We start from the raw sequence: 18,285 nt of genomic DNA, 5'->3' as shown, positions 1-18,285 counted from the left end.
TGAAGCCTCTTGAGCGAAACCTTCTTGACATCAAGAATGTGTAGGCGCTCGCGATGGCCGTCACCGTCCGGGTGAAAGCGTGGCGCTGCGTGCTCCGCTGTGCACTGAACGGGGTACCTTGCTGCTCCAGGCGGGTGAACAATAGCAACGTGTGCCCGTTCCGCCGGGTTGTGCAGGGCGCTCCGAGAGCGGGGCAATCCTGAACGCGGAAGGACAAATCTGTGATCAAGAAGACGCTGGCTTCGGTGGCCGTCCTGGCATCGGCCGTCGGTGCCGCCGGAGCATCCGCCACCCCGGCGATGGCTGTCGGTGACACGGACGGCCAGAAGGTCGTCAACGGCAACGGCGCGGTCTCGGCGTATGGCAACACGACCACCAGCGGTTACATGAGCCCGAACATCGCGCTGATCAACGGCTCGCTCAACGACCTCTGCATCGCCCCGCCGATCAACGACATCCAGGTGCCGATCATCGCGCTCGGTCTCCAGGACATCCTGTCGAGCGACAACGACCTCACCTGCGCCGAGAACTCCGTTCTCAACGACGGGGACGACCCGCTGTCGCACATCCTGTCGCGCCTCAGCCTGCTGTCGGAGAACGGCGCCACGAGCGTCTCGGGCGCCAAGCGCTGACCAGCCTCCGCCCCGCGCCGCGTGCCCTCCTGCGCGGGCCGCGGGGCGGGCGGTCTCCGGAAGGGCCGACGCTCCGGATGTCACCCCCCTTCCCGGTCGCCCGGGAAGGGGGGTGTCGTGCGTCCGCCGGTCAGGAGCGGCGCGGGCCTATCAGCTTGGGCGTATGCTCCAGCGCCTGGAGCCCGTGCCAGGCCAGATTGACCAGATGGGCGGCGACCTCGGCCTTTCCCGGCCTGCGCACATTGAGCCACCACTGCCCGGTCAGCGCCACCATGCCGACCAGCGCCTGGGCGTACATCGGGGCCAGCTTGGCGTCGTACCCCCGGGCCTTGAACTCCCGGCCCAGAATGTCCTCGACCTGGGTGGCGATGTCCCCGATCAGTGAGGCGAAGGTGCCGGTGGACTGGGCCACCGGGGAGTCCCGCACCAGAATGTGGAAGCCGTCGGTGTGCTGCTCGATGTAGTCCAGCAGCGCGAACGCGGCCTGCTCCAGCAACTGGCGCGGATGGCCGGCGGTGAGCGCGCCGGTGATCATGTCCAGCAGCCGCCCCATCTCCCGGTCGACCACCACCGCGTACAAGCCCTCCTTCCCCCCGAAGTGCTCGTACACCACCGGCTTGGAGACCCCGGCCCGGGAGGCGATCTCCTCCACCGAGGTGCCGTCGAAGCCGCGCGCCGCGAACAGCGTGCGGCCGACGTCCAGCAGTTGCTCGCGGCGCTCGGTGCCGGTCATCCGGCGCCGCGTCCGCCGGGGAGCGCGCCCGCCCTGCTTCTCCTTGCCGCCGCCGGTCCTGGTGTCCCCGCCGCCCCCGGCACCGCTGCTGTTGTCCGTCGCCACGTCCGTCATCATGCCGTGTCGGCGGTGACGCTCTCCTCCGCATTTCGCTTCGACGTCCGCCGGGCCTCATGGGGCACCCGCTTCGCGTCGATCCGCGACTGCTTGGGCCAGCGCACGTCATGGGCCCAGCCGGCCTGCTCGAACCAGCGGATCAGCCGGGCGCTGGAGTCGATCTGGCCGCGGTCCACCCCGTGCCGGGCACAGGTGGGGTCGGCGTGGTGCAGGTTGTGCCAGGACTCGCCGCAGGACAGCACGGCCAGCCACCACACGTTGCCGGAGCGGTCGCGGGACTTGAACGGCCGCTTGCCCACCGCGTGGCAGATGGAGTTGATCGACCAGGTGACGTGGTGCAGCAGGGCGACCCGCACCAGCGAGCCCCAGAAGAACGCGGACAGCGCACCCTGCCAGGACCAGGTGGCCAGACCGCCGATCACGCCGGGCAGCGCCAGCGAGACCACGGTCCACAGCACGAACTGCCGGGAGATCGCCCGGATGTCCTTGTCCTTGACCAGGTCCGGGGCGTACTTCTGCTGCGGGGTCTGCTCACGGTCGAACATCCAGCCCATGTGGGCCCACCACAGGCCCTTGATCAGGGCCGGTACGGTCTCGCCGTAGCGCCAGGGGGAGTGCGGGTCGCCCTCGGCGTCGGAGTGCTTGTGGTGCTTGCGGTGGTCGGCGACCCAGCGCACCAGCGGCCCCTCCACGGCCAGCGAGCCGGCGATCGCCAGGGCGATCTTCAGCGGGCGGTTGGCCTTGAAGGAGCCGTGTGTGAAGAGGCGGTGGAAGCCCACGGTGATGCCGTGGCAGCCGATGAAGTAGAAGGCCACCATCAGCGAGAGATCGAGCCAGCTCACCCCCCAGCCCCAGGCCAGCGGCACCGCGGCGACCAGTGCCAGGAACGGGATGACGATGAAGGCGAGCAGGGTGATCTGCTCCACCGAACGGCGCTGCTCGCCCCCGAGGGTGGCGGAGGGCGTCGCTTCGTCCTCCGGCTGCGGCAGATTCCACACCGGGGTCCCGGCGGGATTTGCGGTCTCGTCGGTTTGTTCCGTGGACATCAGGCCGGGGCTTGTGGTCATAGGTGGCACCTCGTGGGGGAGAAGACGGGGGAAGTTGCGCGCGGCGAGTCAGGACACCGCGCCACCTACGGAACCGTAAGCTACGGCACCGTAAGTTGGGAAGTGGTGAAGGTCCGGGGGAGTGACAGTGGCGCGCCGCGGCGGTGCGCGCCCGCCGCGCGCCCCGGGCGCGGCCCGGCCCCGCCCTGCCCGTACCGCTTCGCGCAACCCGGAGTCCGGCCGGCCGCGACCAGCAGGTGACCGGGCCGGGCTACCTGTGAAGGCAGCGCATATCCTGGACCGGTCGGACAGCGCGGTCCGCCCCCCCATCCGGACGTATACGACGGTTGACAAGTTGCGAGGAGCCGCACCTGTGAGCAGTCCCGACACCACCCCGGAGCACCGGACGCCGGCCGCGGAGGCGAGCGGCGTTCCGGAGGCGACGACAAACAGCGCCCTGCGCGCCGACATCCGCCGCCTGGGCGAGCTGCTGGGGGCGACGCTGGTCCGCCAGGACGGCCCCGACCTGCTCGACCTGGTCGAACGGGTCCGCCTGCTGACCAGGACCGACGGCGAGGCCGCCGCGGAGCTGCTGGCCGGCACCGATCTGGAGACCGCGGCCAAGCTGGTGCGGGCCTTCTCCACCTACTTCCACCTGGCCAATGTCACCGAGCAGGTGCACCGGGGCCGCGAGATGAAGGCCCGCCGCGGCACCGAAGGCGGACGGCTGGCCCGCACCGCCGACATGCTCAAGGAAGCCGACCCCGAGCATCTGCGGCACACCGTCGCCCGCCTCCAGGTGCGGCCGGTGTTCACCGCGCACCCCACCGAGGCGGCCCGCCGCTCGGTGCTCACCAAGCTGCGCCGGATCGCCCACCTGCTGAATGCGGCCGAGCGCGCCGCCGGAGCGGGCGAGCGCCGCCGGGCGGAGCTGCGGCTGGCCGAGCAGATCGACCTGATCTGGCAGACCGACGAGCTGCGGGTGGTCCGGCCCGAGCCCGCCGACGAGGCGCGCAACGCCGTCTACTACCTGGACGAGCTGCACCGCGGCGCGGTCGGGGACGTGCTGGAGGATCTGGAGGCCGAGCTGGAGCGGGCCGGCGCCCCGCTGCCCCCCGGCACCCGGCCGCTCACCTTCGGCACCTGGATCGGCGGCGACCGGGACGGCAACCCCAATGTCACCCCCGGCGTCACCTGGGAGGTGCTGATCCTCCAGCACGAGCACGGCATCGGCCGCGCCCTGGAGCACGTGGACGAGCTGCGCGCCCTGCTCTCCGGCTCGATCCGCAACGCCGGCGCCACCACCGAACTGCTGCAGTCCCTGGACCGCGATCTTGAGCTGCTGCCCGAGATCTCTCCCCGCTACAAGCGGCTGAACGCCGAGGAGCCCTACCGGCTCAAGGTCACCTGCATCCGGCAGAAGCTGCTCAACACCCGCGCCCGGCTGGCCAAGGACGCCCCGCACCAGGCCGGCCGCGACTATCTGGGCACCCGGGAGCTGCTGGACGACCTGGCCATCGTGCAGCGCTCGCTGCGCGAGCACCGCGGCGGGCTGGTGGCCGACGGGCAGGTGGAGCGCACCATGCGCACCATCGCCGCGTTCGGCCTGCAACTGGCCACCATGGACGTGCGGGAGCACGCCGACGCCCACCACCACGCGCTGGGCCAGCTCTTCGACCGGCTGGGCGAGGAGTCCTGGCGCTACGCCGACATGCCGCGCGAGTACCGCACCCGGCTGCTGGCCAAGGAGCTGCGCTCGCGCCGCCCGCTGGCCCCGACCCCGGCTCCACTGGACGCGGCCGGAGAGCGGACGCTCGGGGTGTTCACCACCGTCCGGCGGGCACTGGAGACCTTCGGCCCGGAGGTCATCGAGTCGTACATCATCTCCATGTGCCAGGGCGCGGACGATGTCTTCGCCGCCGCCGTGCTGGCCCGCGAGGCCGGGCTGGTCGATCTGCACGCGGGCTGGGCGAAGATCGGCATCGTGCCGCTGCTGGAGACCACCGACGAGCTGCGGATCGCCGATGTGCTGCTGGACACCATGCTCTCCGACCCCTCCTACCGGAAGCTGGTGGCGCTGCGCGGCGACATCCAGGAGGTGATGCTCGGCTACAGCGACTCCTCCAAGTTCGGCGGCATCACCACCTCGCAGTGGGAGATCCACCGGGCGCAGCGGCGGCTGCGGGACGTGGCCCACCGGCACGGCGTCCGGCTGCGGCTGTTCCACGGCCGCGGCGGCACCATCGGCCGCGGCGGCGGGCCCACCCACGACGCCATCCTGGCCCAGCCCTGGGGCACCCTGGAGGGCGAGATCAAGGTCACCGAGCAGGGCGAGGTCATCTCCGACAAGTACCTGGTGCCCTCGCTGGCCCGGGAGAACCTGGAGCTGACCGTGGCGGCCACCCTCCAGGCCTCCGCGCTGCACACCGCGCCGCGGCAGAGCGAGGAGGACCTGGCCCGCTGGGACGCGGCCATGGACACCGTGTCGGACGCGGCGCACCACGCCTACCGCTCGCTGGTGGAGGACCCGGACCTGCCCGCCTACTTCTTCGCCGCCACCCCGGTGGACCAGCTCGCCGAGCTGCATCTCGGCTCCCGGCCCTCCCGCCGGCCGGACAGCGGGGCCGGGCTGGACGGGCTGCGGGCCATCCCGTGGGTGTTCGGCTGGACCCAGTCGCGGCAGATCGTGCCGGGCTGGTTCGGCGTCGGCTCCGGGCTGAAGGCGGCCCGGGAGTCCGGGCTGGACGGGGTGCTGGCCGAGGCGTTCGAGCGCTGGCACTTCTTCCGCAACTTCCTCTCCAATGTGGAGATGACGCTGGCCAAGACGGACCTGCGGATCGCCCGGCACTATGTGGAGACCCTGGTGCCGCAGGAGCTGCGGCATGTGTTCGGCACCATCGAGGCCGAGTACGCGCTGACCGTGGCCGAGGTGCTGCGGATCACCGGGGAGCGGGAGCTGCTGGAGGCCAACCCGGTGCTCCAGCAGACGCTCCAGATCCGGGACGCCTATCTGGACCCGATCTCCTACCTCCAGGTGGCGCTGCTGGCCCGGCAGCGGGCCGCCCGGGAGCGTGGTGAGGCGCCGGACCAGCTGCTGAACCGCGCCCTGCTGCTGACCGTGAACGGCGTGGCCGCCGGGCTGCGCAACACCGGCTGAGCCGCGGGCGGCGTTCCCGCCGCCCGCCCACGGCACCGGCACCGGCATAGGCATCCGTACCGGCCGGGACGCGCCGCGCAGGCGCGTCCCGGCCGTATGCGTGCGGGCGCGTCGGGGTTTGCGGGTAACCGGGGAAAGGTGTTGGGTAGGGCGGGCGTTGCGCAGCCGGCGCCGAGCGAGCCGACGGCCGAGGAGCACCCATGGGCACCACGCAGGACCTCAGCGCCCGGCCCTCCGGGCGGCCGGTACTGACCGCGGTGGCCGGTACCTTCGCGCTGGCGGTGGCCGGTATCGCGGCCGTCGCCGTGGTCTCGGTCTGGCCCGGCGGCGGCCCGGGTGACGCGGACGGCTCGCAGATCACCGCCGCGGGCGACGAGCGGGTCCCCTCCTGGACCGGCACGGACTGGGTGACCTACGCCGACCATGTGGCCGTGGTCAATGTGGCCGGCGAGACCGATCTGGCGCCCTCGGCCGAGGAGCGCGAGATCGGTGAGGGACTGATCGGCCGCACGGTGCGGGTGGAAATCACCGAACCGCTGTGGAGCCGGGAGCATGCCCCCGCGCTGCCGGACGAGGTGGAGTTCACCGCCGTCGGCTGGTTCTTCGAGGGCGAGCGGCGGCGCGCCTTCGCGGTGGAGTCCAGCCCCCGGCTGGAGCTCGGGCACAGCTACATCATCGCCCTGGCGCGGTTCAGCGACGGCTGGGGCCCGCTGGGCACCGGCGGTGTGCTGCCCTACGACGAGGGGGTGATCGGCAACGGCGAGAGCGAGGGCCGGGTGCTGACCCCGGCCGAGGCACTGGAGCAGGGCCAGGCGATCGGCCTGGAGGAGGACCTGCTGGGCCATGACGCCGGCGAGCTGGCCGGGTATCTGGCGGAAGCCGTCCCCGACCCCAGAGCGGAGCCCTACGGCCATCTCCCCGCCGACGTCCGCTTCGAACGCACCACCGGCACCATCGGCTGACGCTCCCTTGGCCGGCCCTTGGCCTTGGCCCGAATCTTGCGTGCATCGGCCTTCGGGCCACTCGTGGGGCCGGACGGGCGGCACGGATGATCGGCGGGTGCCCCAGACAGACCGGACAGCCCCGCCATCGCCCCCCGCCTCCACCGCCGCGGCACCCTCCGCGCCCACCCCCGCCAAGGGGCGGCGGGCCGGGCCACGGATCCATCCCGCCTGGTGGGTGGCGCTGATCGCCTTTGTGGTGCTGGTCTCCGCGGCCGGCTTCCGCGCCACCCCCGGCGTCTTCATCGACCCGCTGCACGAGGAGTTCGGCTGGTCACGCGGCGGCATCTCGTTCGCCATCTCGGTCAACCTGCTGCTCTACGGCCTGACCGCGCCGTTCGCCGCGGCCCTGATGGACCGGTACGGCATCCGCCGGGTGGTCGCCGGCGCCCTGCTGCTGATCGCCGCGGGCAGCGGCCTGACCGTCTTCATGACCAGCCACTGGCAGCTTGTGCTCTGCTGGGGGGTGCTGGTCGGCTTCGGGGCCGGCTCGATGGCCCTGGCCTTTGCCGCGACCGTCTCCGGCCGCTGGTTCGTGGCCCGGCGCGGCCTGGTCACCGGCGTGCTGACGGCCGGCGGCGCGGCCGGCCAGCTCGTCTTCCTGCCGCTGGTCGCCCTCCTGGTGGAGGGCCCCGGCTGGCGGGCCGCCGCCCTGGTGGTGGCGGGCTGCGCGCTGGCCGTGGTGCCGCTGGTGGTGTGGCTGCTGCGCGACCGCCCGGAGGATCTGGGCCTGCGGCCCTACGGTGCCGGACCGGAGTACCTCGCCCCGGCCACCGCGCCCGCCGGCGCGGCCCGGCGGGCGCTGGGCGCCCTGCGCGCCGCCGCCCGCACCCCCGTCTTCTGGCTGCTGGCCGGGACCTTCGCGATCTGCGGCGCGTCCACCAACGGCCTGATCGGCACGCATTTCGTGCCCGGCGCCCACGATCACGGCATGCCGGTGCCGGTGGCCGCCTCGCTGCTGGCGCTGATCGGCATCTTCGATCTCTTCGGCACGGTCTTCTCCGGCTGGCTGACCGACCGTTTCGACCCGCGCCGGCTGCTGGCCGTCTACTACTCGCTGCGCGGCCTGTCGCTGCTGCTGCTCCCGATGCTGTTCGCCGGGGAGGTGCAGCCGCCGATGCTGTTCTTCGTGGTCTTCTACGGCCTGGACTGGGTGGCCACGGTGCCGCCGACCATCGCGCTGTGCCGGGAGCACTTCGGGGAGGACGGCGCGGTGGTCTTCGGCTGGGTACTGGCCTCGCACCAGATCGGTGCCGCGCTGGTCGCCTACGGCGCCGGCGTGGTCCGGGACGTCACCGGCTCCTACGACCTGGCCTGGCTCTCCTCGGGGGCGCTGTGCGTGCTGGCCGCGCTGATGGTGATGGGCATACGGCGGCGGCCCCGCCGCTGACCGGAGCGGTCAGCGGCGGGGCCGCGGGGTGGTGCGGGATGCCGATCGCCGTCGCGCGGGCTCAGGCGGCGGCGTTGCCACCGGCGTTGCGGCGGCGGATCACCAGGTAGCCACCGGCGCCCAGCAGCGCCGCGGCAGCCACGGAGATGGCCACGACCGGGGCGGAGGAACCGGTCTCGGCGAGGTTCCCGCCGTCGTCCTCCGGCTCGCTGCCGCCGGCCACGCCCTCGGTCTCGTCCCCGCCGGCCTGGCCCTCGGTCTCATCGCCACCGGCGACGCCCTCGGTGCTGGTGCCCTCGCTGGTCTCACCGGAGGTGCCCTCGGTGGTCTCGCCCTCGGTGGTCGAGCCCTCCGTGGTGTCGCCGGAGGTGCCTTCGGTGGTGTCGCCCGAGGTGCCCTCGGTGGTGTCGCCCGAGGTGCCCTCGGTGGTGTCGCCGGAGGTGCCTTCGGTCGTGTCGCCGGAGGTGCCCTCCGTGGTGTCACCGGTGGTGGTCTCGCCGGTGGTCTCGCCCGGGGTGCCGGGGCAGGCGTGCGAGAGGTTGAAGAACCTGATCTTGTCCTTGGTGGTGCCCTCGATGTCGGCGGAGCCGCTGAGCAGCTTGTCGCCCACCTCGGTGGCCACGTACGCGTGCTTGGCGTTCGGCGGGCCGAAGTCCTCGGGGTCGTCCAGCTCGATGACGCCCGCGATCTCGAACTCCACGGTCAGGGACTTGAAGGTGCCCTTGCCCGGCACGACGAAGTGCCAGCCGTCCTGCTCGTCGGTGATCCAGTCGGGGCAGGTGCCGCCGGGAGCGTCCTCGGCGGAGATCGGGGTCTCGCCCTGCTCCTCCAGGTGCAACGGCACGTCCAGGTAGGTGTGGGGCTCACCCTTGCCGGTGGCGAAGGCGGGGGCGGCGCCGGCGGCGAGCAGGGCCGCGGCGGCGGACGCCGCGAAGGCGCCCTTGAGGGTCAGGTTGCGCATGTGGCCGTCCATTACCGGGGGGACTAGAACAACGGAAACAACGGAACAAACGTTGAGCGGGCCATAAGACTTCTGGCAATCGGGTGAGATGGCAAGTTACGCATCATGGCTTGTGCCTGGTTTGCCCGGCTAAATCCGACAAAGCCACTGCAACAGTTCTGTAACAGAGGTTTGGGGGTCGGAATATTCGTTCGAGGGGCAATGCCGAGCCGTCATCCGCCGTTCACCTGGTGGTTCGTCAGTCTCCGTTCACCAGGCGAGAAATGTGGCGACCAGCAGGGTGAGGCCGGATCCGGCCACGATCCAGCCGATCCGGTACAGCCGCAGCCCGCCCGCGATCACCACCGCGGCCAGCAGCAGGGCCCCGGTCAGCGGCAGCCAGGAGTACAGCACCCCGGGCAGCCCGGTCCGCATCGCATCGTCGGTGTCCGGCCGCAGCACCACCGGCACCGTCTCGCCCTCGGTGCGCCCGATCGGCTGTGCCATCCGCACCGCCTCCCGGGCCGCCGTGCCGTCCTCCCGGTCCGGCTCGAAGGACCCCGTGCAGGCGTCCTTGTCGCAGCTCTCCAGGGTCAGCCGGCCGCTCTGCCGGTCGTCCGGGATCATCACATAGCGTGCGGTGTCCCAGGAGGTGTGGACCCCGGCCGCCACCACCAGCGCGGTCAGCAGCGCCACGGCGGCGCCGCGGGCCGCCGGCAGCAGCAGCCGGGGCCCGGCGTTTCTCGTGGTGGCAGCGCGGGACATGGGCAGATCCTTGGGCAGCCGGGGCCATTGGTCAAGAGCTGTCCGGCCCGCCCCCGGGTCCCGGCCGCGCCGGGCGGGCCGCGGTCACCGGCGGTTACCGTCCGTCAACTGTTGTAGGTGTTCTGGGCGCGTTCCAGTCCGCTGCCGATCAGGGTCTCCACCGCGTCGGCGGCCCGGTCCACCAGATGGTCGAGCTCCTTGCGCTCGGCCGCGGAGAAGTCCCGGAGCACAAAGGCGGCCACCTCCATCCGGCCCGGCGGCCGGCCCACCCCGAACCGCACCCGCAGATAGTCGCGGCCCACCGTGCCGGTGACGGACTTCAGGCCGTTGTGCCCGTTGTCCCCGCCGCCGCGTTTCAGCCGCAGCGCGCCGAACGGGATGTCCAGCTCGTCGTGGATCACCACGGTCCGCTCCAGCGGGATCTTCAGATAGCCGCCGATGGACGCGACCGGACCGCCGGAGAGGTTCATGTAGGTCATCGGCTTGACCAGCACCACCCGCTGCGCCTCCGGGCTGCCGGGCGCGCCGAGGCGGCCCTCGCAGACCTGCGCCCGGGCGCCCCGTCCGGCGGCCTTGAACCGGCCGCCCATCCGCTCGGCCAGCAGGTCCGCCACCATGAAGCCGGCATTGTGCCGGTGGCCGGCGTACTCCGGCCCGGGATTGCCCAGGCCGGCCACCAGCCAGGGGGTCGTGGCGGTCGTGGCGTCGGTCACGCTCGGCTTCCTTTGTCCGGGAGATGCTGCACTGCACTGCACTGCACTGCACTGCACTGCACTGCGCTGCGCTGTGCACTGCGGGGTGGGCGGGGAGGGCTGTGCGCCGTCCCCGTTCAGCGTACCGAGAACCGGCCCGGCGCCGGGCCGGCCGGGCATGGGGCGGTGCGCCGGGCGGGGCGGCTGTGACTGCTTGATACACGCATGGCAGGATGAGCCCTTCATGGGCCCGCCGCGGTCCCACCGGATCGCCTGGGCGGCCAACCGACGTGCGGGGCAGGGGACATGAGCAGACACAGGGGCAAAACCCGGATCACCCCCCGGATATGGGGTACGGGGCTGGCCGTCGCGGTCGCCGCGGCGGGCACGATCGTGGTGCAGGAGGCGTCCGGCGTGCCGGACCGCCCGCGCGCACCCGAGGTGCTCCAGGGCGAAGTGCACGCGGAAACGTTTCACGAGAAGCTGCGGGTCAAGGACGGCGGCAAGCGGGCCGAGGTGCCGCGCACCGACACCGAGCGGTTCAGCATGCTGGGCGTGACCTGGACCGATCCGGCCGACGAGCCGCAGGGCACGGTGGAGGTCAGGACCCGCAGCGCGCTCGACGGCGAATGGTCCGGCTGGCAGGAGCTGGAGCCGGCCCCGCAGATGGAGACCCGGGAGGACGACGCCGGCCGGGGCGCCACCGAGCCGCTCTGGGCGGGACCCTCCGACGGCGTGGAGGCCCGGGTGGTCACGGCGTCCGGGGAGACCTCCGGCCTGCCCGAGGGGCTGCGGCTGGACCTGGTCAACCCCAGCGTCGAAGAGGGGGAGGGCACCGGCGGCCAGGCCGCCGGCGAGGTCCGGACGCTCGACGCGGTGCCCGCCGCCTACTCCACCTCCGGGGCGCCGCAGCCGGCGATCACCACCCGGGCGGAGTGGGGCGCGGACGAGGACGCGGTCACCGAGCCGGTGCAGTACCTGCCCGGCGGCGAGGTCAAGGCCGCCGTGGTGCACCACACCGCCGGTGAGAACGACTACACCTGCATGGGGGCGACCCCCACCGAGAACGACTCGGCGGCCGTGGTGCGCGGCATCATGGCGTACCACATGCAGAGCCAGGACTACCGGGACATCGGTTACAACTTCCTGGTCGACAAGTGCGGCCGGATCTTCGAGGGCCGCAAGGGCGGCGTGGACATGCCGGTGTTCGGGGCCCACACCTACGGCTTCAACAGCGAGACCACCGGCATCGCCGTGCTGGGGGACTACACCGCGGTGGCCGGCACCACCCCGGTGCTCACCGCGGTGGCCGGGGTCGCCGCGTACAAGCTGGGCCAGTACGACGCCGATCCGCGCGGCAGCGTGGAACTCACCCCGGGCGCCGCCGGCACCAACTACTTCGGCGAGTCCTGGGAGACGGGCGAGACCCGGGTCATGCCGCGGATCTTCGGCCACCGGGACGGCTACAACACCGAGTGCCCCGGCAACCGGCTCTACGACCAGCTCAGCTCCATCCGGATCTATGCCGGCGGCCCGCCGGCCGGCCTGAAGCTCACCGGCGTGTCCGGCACCACGGACATCGGCTCCGTGCCGCACACCCGGTCCGGCGTCACCGTCGAGTGGAGCACCCGCACCCCCTCCGCCCTGCTGGCCGGTTTCGAGGTGCTGGTGGACGGCGAGCCGGCGGCCACCCTCCCCGGCACCGCCCGGTCCGCCGAGGTGGCGCTGGCGCACGGCGCACACCAGATCTCGGTGCGCGGCACGCATCTGTCCGGCAGGTCCAAGACCACCGGCTCGCAGCAGGTGGTGGCCGACTCCGTGGCCCCGGTCTTCACCAAGACCCCGCGGCTGAATCTGCGCGCCGGCACCACGGTGGAGGCCGATGCGGTGCCGGTCACCATGTACTGGGGCGCCACGGACGAGACGGCGCTGGACTACGCCAAGCTGTGGGGGCCGTTCCCGAAGACCTTCCCGCACGGTGCCACCAGCGGCAGCGTCGAGGGCACGACGCCCGCGGGGGTCACCACCGACTGGCGGATGCGCGCCTATGACATGGTGGGCAACTCGACCCTGGGCAACGAGGTCTACACCCCGCTGATCAACCAGGAGTCCTCGGCCGCCGCTTCCGGCGACTGGAACGGCGTCTCGCGCTCCGGCTACCTGGGCGGCGGGACGTACCAGAGCAGGACCGAGGGTTCCAGGCTGACCTGGGAGGTCACCGCGCGCTCGGTCGGTCTGGTGGTCTCCCGGGCCGGGCACACCGGCCAGGTGCGGGTCTTTGTGGACGGCAGCCTGGTCAAGACGGTGGACACCCGCTCCTCCGACATCGCGCACCGGCAGATGGTGTTCGCCATGTCCTACCCCACGACCGAGGAACGGACCGTGACGGTGGAGGTGGTGGGCACCAGCGGCCGGCCGACCGTGGTGGTCGACGGGCTGATCTCTGTCGGCTGAGGGCCGGCTGAGGGCCGGCAGCGTTCAGAACGCCGGACGGCCCGGACCCCCGACGGGGTCCGGGCCGTCCGGCGTTCCGGTGCCGGCTCAGGCCTCCTCGGACCCGCCCTCGCCCTCCGCCGGGGCCTCGGCGGCCTGGGCGGAGGAGATGGCGACCACGACCTCCTCGCCGTCGATGCCCAGGACGGAGCCGGGCGCCAGCTTGAGGTCCTTGGCCAGCACATGGTCCCCGCCGGCCAGGCCCTGCACCGAGGCGACCACATACTCCGGGAGGTGGGTGGCCTCGGCCTCGATCCGCACGGTGCTCAGAAGCTGCTCGGTCACGTGCTGGCCCGGCGCGAGGTCGCCCTCGATGTGCACCGGCACGTCCACGGTGACCTGCTCGCCGCGCTTGACCACCAGCAGGTCCACATGGACCAGGCGGTTGACCAGCACCTCGCGCTGCACGGCCTTGGGGATGACCAGCTCCTGGCGGCCCTCGACATCCAGCGTGATCAGCACATTGGGGTTCTTCAGCGCCATCATCAGGTCGTAGCCCGGCAGCAGCACATGCACCGGGTCGGTGCCGTGGCCGTAGATGACGCCGGGAATCCGGTCCTTGGCGCGGGCCCGGCGGGCGGAGCCCTTGCCGAACTCCTTGCGGATCTCGGCGGAGATCTTCACATCGGCCATGGTGGCGCTCCTCGTGAATCGCGTGACAGCGGATGAACGGTTGCCGGTACTGCCGGCGGGCGGCCGACGGCCCGCCGCACGTCCGGACCGGCCGCCACGGGGCGGACACACCGTCATACGAGGAGCGCGCCGATAACGGATGAGCCGCAGGTTCCGCGGAACGCGGATACGGCCTCCCTCGCCGAGCAACCAGGTCAGTCTACCCGGCGGGGAGGCCGCGGCCGAATCGATCTCCCGCCGCCGTCGCGGCGGAGGTTACGCGTGCTCCTCGAACAGGCTGGTCACCGAGCCGTCCTCGAAGACCTCGCGCACCGCGCGGGCGATGGTCGGGGCCAGCGAGAGCACGGTGATCTTGTCGAGCTGGAGCTGTTCCGGGGTGGGCAGCGAATTGGTGAACACGAACTCGCTCACCTCGGAGTTCTTCAGCCGGTCGGCGGCCGGGTCGGAGAGCACGCCATGGGTGGCGGCCACGATCACATCGGCCGCCCCGTTGGCGAACAGGGCCTCCGCCGCGGCGCAGATGGTGCCCCCGGTGTCCACCATGTCGTCCACCAGCACGCAGACCCGGTCCCTGACCGTGCCCACCACCTCGTGCACCGAGACCTTGTTGGCCACCTTGGCGTCGCGGCGCTTGTGCACGATGGCCAGCGGTGCGCCCAGCCGGTCGCCCCAGCGGTCGGCCACCCGGACCCGGCCGGCGTCCGGCGAGACCACGGTCAGCCGGTCCCGGTCCACCCGGCCGCCGATGTAGCCGGTGAGCAGCGGCAGCGCGAACAGGTGGTCCACCGGCCCGTCGAAGTAGCCCTGCACCTGGTCGGCGTGGAGGTCCACGCTGATGATCCGGTCGGCGCCGGCGGTCTTGAACAGGTCGGCCATCAGCCGGGCCGAGATGGGCTCGCGTCCCAGGTGCTTCTTGTCCTGGCGGGCGTAGCCGTAGAACGGGATCACCACCGAGATGGAACGGGCCGAGGCCCGCTTCATCGCATCGATCATGATCAGTTGTTCCATGATCCACTTGTTGACCGGCACCGTGTGGCTCTGCATGAGGAAGCAGTCCGCACCGCGGACGGATTCCTGGTACCGGATGTAGATCTCCCCGTTGGCGAAGTCGCGGGCGGTGGTCGGAACCAGATTGACACCGAGCTCGTCCGCGACCTCCTTCGCCAGGTCGGGGTGGGCGCGGCCGGAGAAGAGCATCAACTTCTTCTGCCCGGTCGTCTTGATCCCGGTCACAGCAAGTCTCCTTGACGTTTGCATGGAGTCGTCGGGGGCCACGTGGGGCCTGCGGTGGTGCCCGGTGTTCGCCGGGCGGTTACCTTTCGGCCATTTCGCGGGGCACCTCTACGGTACTTGCCACCACCACGCGTCGCGTACCGGTCAGTCCGCCGAGGAGCCCTTCCCGGCCGCGTCGTCCGCCGCCCGCCGGGCCTCCTCGGCGGCCCTGGCGGCTGCCGAACCGGGGCGCCTGCGGGCCACCCAGCCCTCGATATTCCTTTGCTGGCCTCGGGCGACGGCCAGCGAGCCGGGCGGGACGTCCCGGGTGATCACCGAGCCGGCGGCGGTGTAGGCACCGTCCCCCACCGTGACCGGAGCCACAAACATATTGTCCGAGCCGGTGCGGCAGTGCGAGCCGATGGTGGTGTGGTGCTTGTGTTCGCCGTCGTAATTCACGAACACCGTTGCCGCGCCGATATTGGTGTGGTCGCCGATGGTGGCGTCCCCCACATAGCTCAGATGCGGCACCTTGGAACCGTCGCCGAGCACCGCGTTCTTCATCTCCACATAGGTGCCGGCCTTGGCCCCGGCGCCCAGCTCGGTACCGGGACGGAGATAGGCGAACGGGCCGACCACGGCGTCCGGCCCGATCCGGGCGCCGTCCGCCACGGTGTTGGTCACGGTGGCGCCCGGGCCCACCGCGGTGTCGGTGAGGCGGCAGTTGGGGCCCACCTCGGCACCCGCCCCGAGGCGGGTGGTGCCCAGCAGCTGGGTGCCGGGGTGCACCACGGCGTCGGGCTCGTACCCCACCATGGCGTCGATCCAGGTGGACGCCGGATCGACCACGGTGACCCCGGCCAGCATGGCCCGCTCCAGCAGCCGGTCGTTGAGCATCCGCCGGGCCTGGGCGAGCTGCACGCGGTTGTTGATGCCGGCGATCTCCCGGTGGTCGGCGGCCCGGCAGGCGCCCACCCGGTGGCCCTGGGCGCGCAGGATGCCCAGCACATCGGTGAGGTACTCCTCGCCCTGGCTGTTGTCGGTGCCGATCCGGTTCAGCGCCTCGGCCAGCAGCTTGCCGTCGAAGGCGAACACCCCGGAGTTGATCTCGCGCAGGGCGAGCTGCCGCTCGGTGGCGTCGCGGTGCTCCACGATCGCGGTGACCGCGCCGCTCTCGTCCCTGACGATCCGGCCGTAGCCGGTGGCATCGGGCACCTCGGCGGTGAGCACGGTGACCGCGTTGCCGTCCGCGGTGTGCGCGCCGGCCAGGCCGCCCAGGGTCTCCGCGGTGAGCAGCGGGGTGTCGCCGCACACCACCAGGACGGTGCCGGACACGCCGCGGCCGTCCTCGGCCAGCGCGGCCAGGGCGGCGCGGGCGGCGTGGCCGGTGCCGTTCTGCCGCTCCTGGACGGCCACCCGGGCCTGCGGGTCGACGGCCGCCAGATGCGCGGTGACCGCCTCCCGGCCGTGGCCGACCACCACCACCAGATTCTCGGGGGACAGCCCGCGGGCCGCCGCGACCACATGACCGAGCAGTGAGCGACCGCAGATCTCGTGCAGAACCTTGGGCTTGGCCGACTTCATGCGGGTGCCCTCACCCGCGGCGAGGACGAGGACGGCGGCCGGGCGGATGGAGCTCACGTGAACGTGCCCTTCGATGCGTGAACGGGTGCTGTGCCGGCGGCGTTCCTCCCCGGCACCACCGGCACCTGCCGATGTCCCGAACCCTACCCGCTGACCGCCGCGCCGCCCGCCGGCCGTGCCGCGGCGGGGGCGTGGCGGCCGGCCCGGCTCAGGTGGCGGTTCCGCGGACGGGTCCGGCGGCGGTCTCCCGGACCGGCTGCCCGTCCTGCCCGTTCCGCTCGTTCCGCCCGTTCTGGTCGTCCTGGTCGTCCTGGTCGTCCTGGCTGTCCTGGGGCAGGGAGCGGCCGGTGAGGGCGGCCAGGCTGAGGCGGACGTGCCTCAGCTGCGCCCGGATCTCCTCGGTCTCCGCGCGGTGCTCGCGCAGCAGCCGGTCCGTCTCCCGCTCGATCCGGTCCTGACCCAGCCGCGCCCGGGCGAGCAGTTCCTCGCCCCGGGCCCGGGCGTCCTCCTCCCGGTTGCGGGCCTCCTCCTCGGCCAGCGCCAGCGTCTCCCGGGCGCCGGCCAGCAGTTCCTCCGCGCCCGTCATCAGCCGCGCGATCCGCTCCTCGGTCTCCCGCTCCTCCGCGTCCTGCCGCTCCTGGAAGGACCGCTCGCGGGCCGCGTGCTCCTCGCGCTGCCCGGCCAGCAGGGCGTCGCAGCGGCGCGCCACCTCCGCCAGGCGCTCCCGCGCCTCCTCGCGCAGCCGGGCCGCGGTCCGCCGGGCGTCGTCCAGCAGCGCCGCCGCCTGCCGCTGCGCCTCGTCCAGCACCGCGTCGGCCGCCTTGCGGGCCTCCTCGTGGCGCTGCCGGGCCCGCTCGCGCGCCGCGTCGCGCAGCGCCCGGCCCTCCTCCTCGGCCTGCTCGCGTATCCGCTGCCCGGCCGCCTCCGTCTCCGCCAGCAGCTCGGCGGCCTGGGCCTCGGTCTCCGCCAGCAACTGAAGGGCCCGCTCGCCCAGCGACTCGAAGGAGGGCGGCGGCAGCGCCGCGGCCTGCGCGGTCAGCCGCTCCACCGCCCGGCGCAGCTCCTCCTCGCGGACGCTGAGCGCGGCCAGCCGGTCCAGTGCCCGGTCGCGGGCGTCGAGCAGCGCCGACACCCGGGCGTCCACCTGCGAGGGGCGGTAGCCGCGGCGGGCCGGGACGAATCCGAACGGGGAGCTGGAGGGGGGCTTGGGAGTCAACGCGGGGCTCCTTCGGCGGACCGGAGGCGGGTGAACCGCTTCCAGCATGCAGGACGCTTCCGCCCGGTATGTACCTCGGCCGGAGATCCGCCGCGCGCCACCACATTTCCGGCCAAGATCCTCTCCCGCCGGGGCGGGAAGGGGCGCGGGAAGAATATCCGGGAACCCGTGGCCGGATGTCGAAGCCGGGCGGCCGGCTCCGACGTCTCCCGTGCAAGGCGCTCGGAACGGTAGCGCCACCACTGCCAAGGAGCCAAAGCGATGAAGTACATGCTGCTGATGAACGCCCCGGTGTCGGCCTTCGGCGAGGTCGCCACGTGGGACAAGGAGGACATCCGGGCCATGGTCGACTTCATGCACGCCCTGGACAAGGACCTCACGGACTCGGGCGAGTGGGTGGACGGCCAGGGCCTGACCGATGAGATCACCCTCGCCTGCGCCTTCGGCGGCGAGAACGACGGCCCGGTGGTGACCGACGGCCCGTACCCGGAGAGCAAGGAGGTGCTGGTGGGCTACTGGCTGGTCGATGTGGCCGGCAAGGAGCGGGCCGTGGAGATCGCGCTGCGCATCTCCACCTGCCCCGGACCGGGCGGCAGGCCGACCCGGCAGCCCGTCGAGATCCGCCCGGTCGGCCAGGCCCCCGAGGCCTGACCGGCCGGACGCCGCGGCCCCGG

General features: G+C 72.5%; 15 protein-coding genes. 6 read left to right on the top strand and 9 right to left on the bottom strand.

The genetic code is table 11. The features are described from left to right. Window positions 1–221 precede the first annotated feature (221 nt). Window positions 222–632, top strand: coding sequence for a rodlin (locus BM242_RS05220; protein WP_093837471.1), 411 nt, complete (start codon window positions 222–224; stop codon window positions 630–632). 130 nt (window positions 633–762) lie between these two features. Here BM242_RS05220 and BM242_RS05215 read toward each other — a convergent pair whose 3' ends face one another. Together BM242_RS05215 and BM242_RS05210 are read right to left on the bottom strand one after the other, a co-directional pair. Further along, complete coding sequence (locus tag BM242_RS05215) at window positions 763–1,482, bottom strand: TetR/AcrR family transcriptional regulator (RefSeq protein WP_093837470.1); 720 nt, start codon at window positions 1,480–1,482, stop codon at window positions 763–765. Continuing rightward, a complete protein-coding gene (locus tag BM242_RS05210; RefSeq protein ID WP_093837469.1) occupies window positions 1,479–2,549 on the bottom strand; it encodes an acyl-CoA desaturase in 1,071 nt (356 codons plus the stop codon). The genes BM242_RS05215 and BM242_RS05210 overlap by 4 nt, the downstream gene beginning before the upstream one ends. 352 nt (window positions 2,550–2,901) lie before the next feature. On the opposite strand from BM242_RS05210, the gene ppc reads away from it, so the two are divergent. The 3 genes from ppc (at window position 2,902) to BM242_RS05200 (ending at window position 8,076) form a co-directional block, all read left to right on the top strand. Continuing rightward, a complete protein-coding gene (gene ppc / locus BM242_RS05205) occupies window positions 2,902–5,685 on the top strand; it encodes a phosphoenolpyruvate carboxylase (protein ID WP_093837468.1) in 2,784 nt (927 codons plus the stop codon). A 200-nt stretch (window positions 5,686–5,885) separates the two neighbouring features. Next, window positions 5,886–6,647, top strand: coding sequence for a hypothetical protein (locus BM242_RS28795; protein ID WP_139238267.1), 762 nt, complete (start codon window positions 5,886–5,888; stop codon window positions 6,645–6,647). Further along, entirely contained in the window at window positions 6,529–8,076 is a 1,548-nt protein-coding gene (locus tag BM242_RS05200) for an MFS transporter (RefSeq protein WP_093837467.1), read from the top strand. The genes BM242_RS28795 and BM242_RS05200 overlap by 119 nt, the downstream gene beginning before the upstream one ends. 61 nt (window positions 8,077–8,137) lie before the next feature. On the opposite strand, the gene BM242_RS05195 is transcribed toward BM242_RS05200, so the two are convergent. The 3 genes from BM242_RS05195 to pth form a co-directional block, all read right to left on the bottom strand. Beyond that, window positions 8,138–9,037, bottom strand: coding sequence for an LPXTG cell wall anchor domain-containing protein (locus BM242_RS05195; protein WP_139238266.1), 900 nt, complete (start codon window positions 9,035–9,037; stop codon window positions 8,138–8,140). 249 nt (window positions 9,038–9,286) lie between these two features. Next, complete coding sequence (locus BM242_RS05190) at window positions 9,287–9,781, bottom strand: hypothetical protein (RefSeq protein WP_245833842.1); 495 nt, start codon at window positions 9,779–9,781, stop codon at window positions 9,287–9,289. A gap of 104 nt (window positions 9,782–9,885) precedes the next feature. After that, window positions 9,886–10,494, bottom strand: a complete 609-nt coding sequence (gene pth, locus BM242_RS05185) for an aminoacyl-tRNA hydrolase (RefSeq protein ID WP_245833841.1) — start codon at window positions 10,492–10,494, stop codon at window positions 9,886–9,888. 285 nt (window positions 10,495–10,779) lie between these two features. Between pth and BM242_RS05180 the strand changes: the two genes are divergently transcribed. Continuing rightward, window positions 10,780–12,927 carry a peptidoglycan recognition protein family protein gene (locus BM242_RS05180; protein ID WP_093837464.1) on the top strand — a complete coding sequence of 716 codons (2,148 nt, stop codon included), beginning with the start codon at window positions 10,780–10,782 and terminating at the stop codon, window positions 12,925–12,927. Between the two features lie 87 nt (window positions 12,928–13,014). On the opposite strand, the gene BM242_RS05175 is transcribed toward BM242_RS05180, so the two are convergent. The 4 genes from BM242_RS05175 to BM242_RS05160 all read right to left on the bottom strand — a co-directional run bounded on the left by BM242_RS05175 (window position 13,015) and on the right by BM242_RS05160 (window position 17,611). Continuing rightward, window positions 13,015–13,599: a 50S ribosomal protein L25/general stress protein Ctc gene (locus tag BM242_RS05175; protein WP_093837463.1), complete on the bottom strand. Its 585-nt coding sequence runs from the start codon at window positions 13,597–13,599 to the stop codon at window positions 13,015–13,017. A gap of 255 nt (window positions 13,600–13,854) precedes the next feature. Beyond that, window positions 13,855–14,832, bottom strand: coding sequence for a ribose-phosphate diphosphokinase (locus tag BM242_RS05170; protein WP_093837462.1), 978 nt, complete (start codon window positions 14,830–14,832; stop codon window positions 13,855–13,857). 144 nt (window positions 14,833–14,976) lie between these two features. Then, a complete protein-coding gene (gene glmU / locus BM242_RS05165) occupies window positions 14,977–16,452 on the bottom strand; it encodes a bifunctional UDP-N-acetylglucosamine diphosphorylase/glucosamine-1-phosphate N-acetyltransferase GlmU (protein WP_093837461.1) in 1,476 nt (491 codons plus the stop codon). Window positions 16,453–16,603: 151 nt separating this feature from the next. Beyond that, entirely contained in the window at window positions 16,604–17,611 is a 1,008-nt protein-coding gene (locus BM242_RS05160) for a coiled-coil domain-containing protein (protein WP_093837460.1), read from the bottom strand. Between the two features lie 261 nt (window positions 17,612–17,872). On the opposite strand from BM242_RS05160, the gene BM242_RS05155 reads away from it, so the two are divergent. After that, window positions 17,873–18,262, top strand: a complete 390-nt coding sequence (locus BM242_RS05155) for a YciI family protein (protein ID WP_093837459.1) — start codon at window positions 17,873–17,875, stop codon at window positions 18,260–18,262. Window positions 18,263–18,285: the final 23 nt, after the last annotated feature.

Origin of the sequence: Streptomyces aidingensis, assembly GCF_900112355.1 — a bacterium.
GTDB classification, from domain to species: Bacteria; Actinomycetota; Actinomycetes; order Streptomycetales; family Streptomycetaceae; genus Streptomyces; species Streptomyces aidingensis.
Note: the sequence above shows the minus strand (reverse complement) of the source record. Positions and strands in the feature narration are given on the sequence as shown.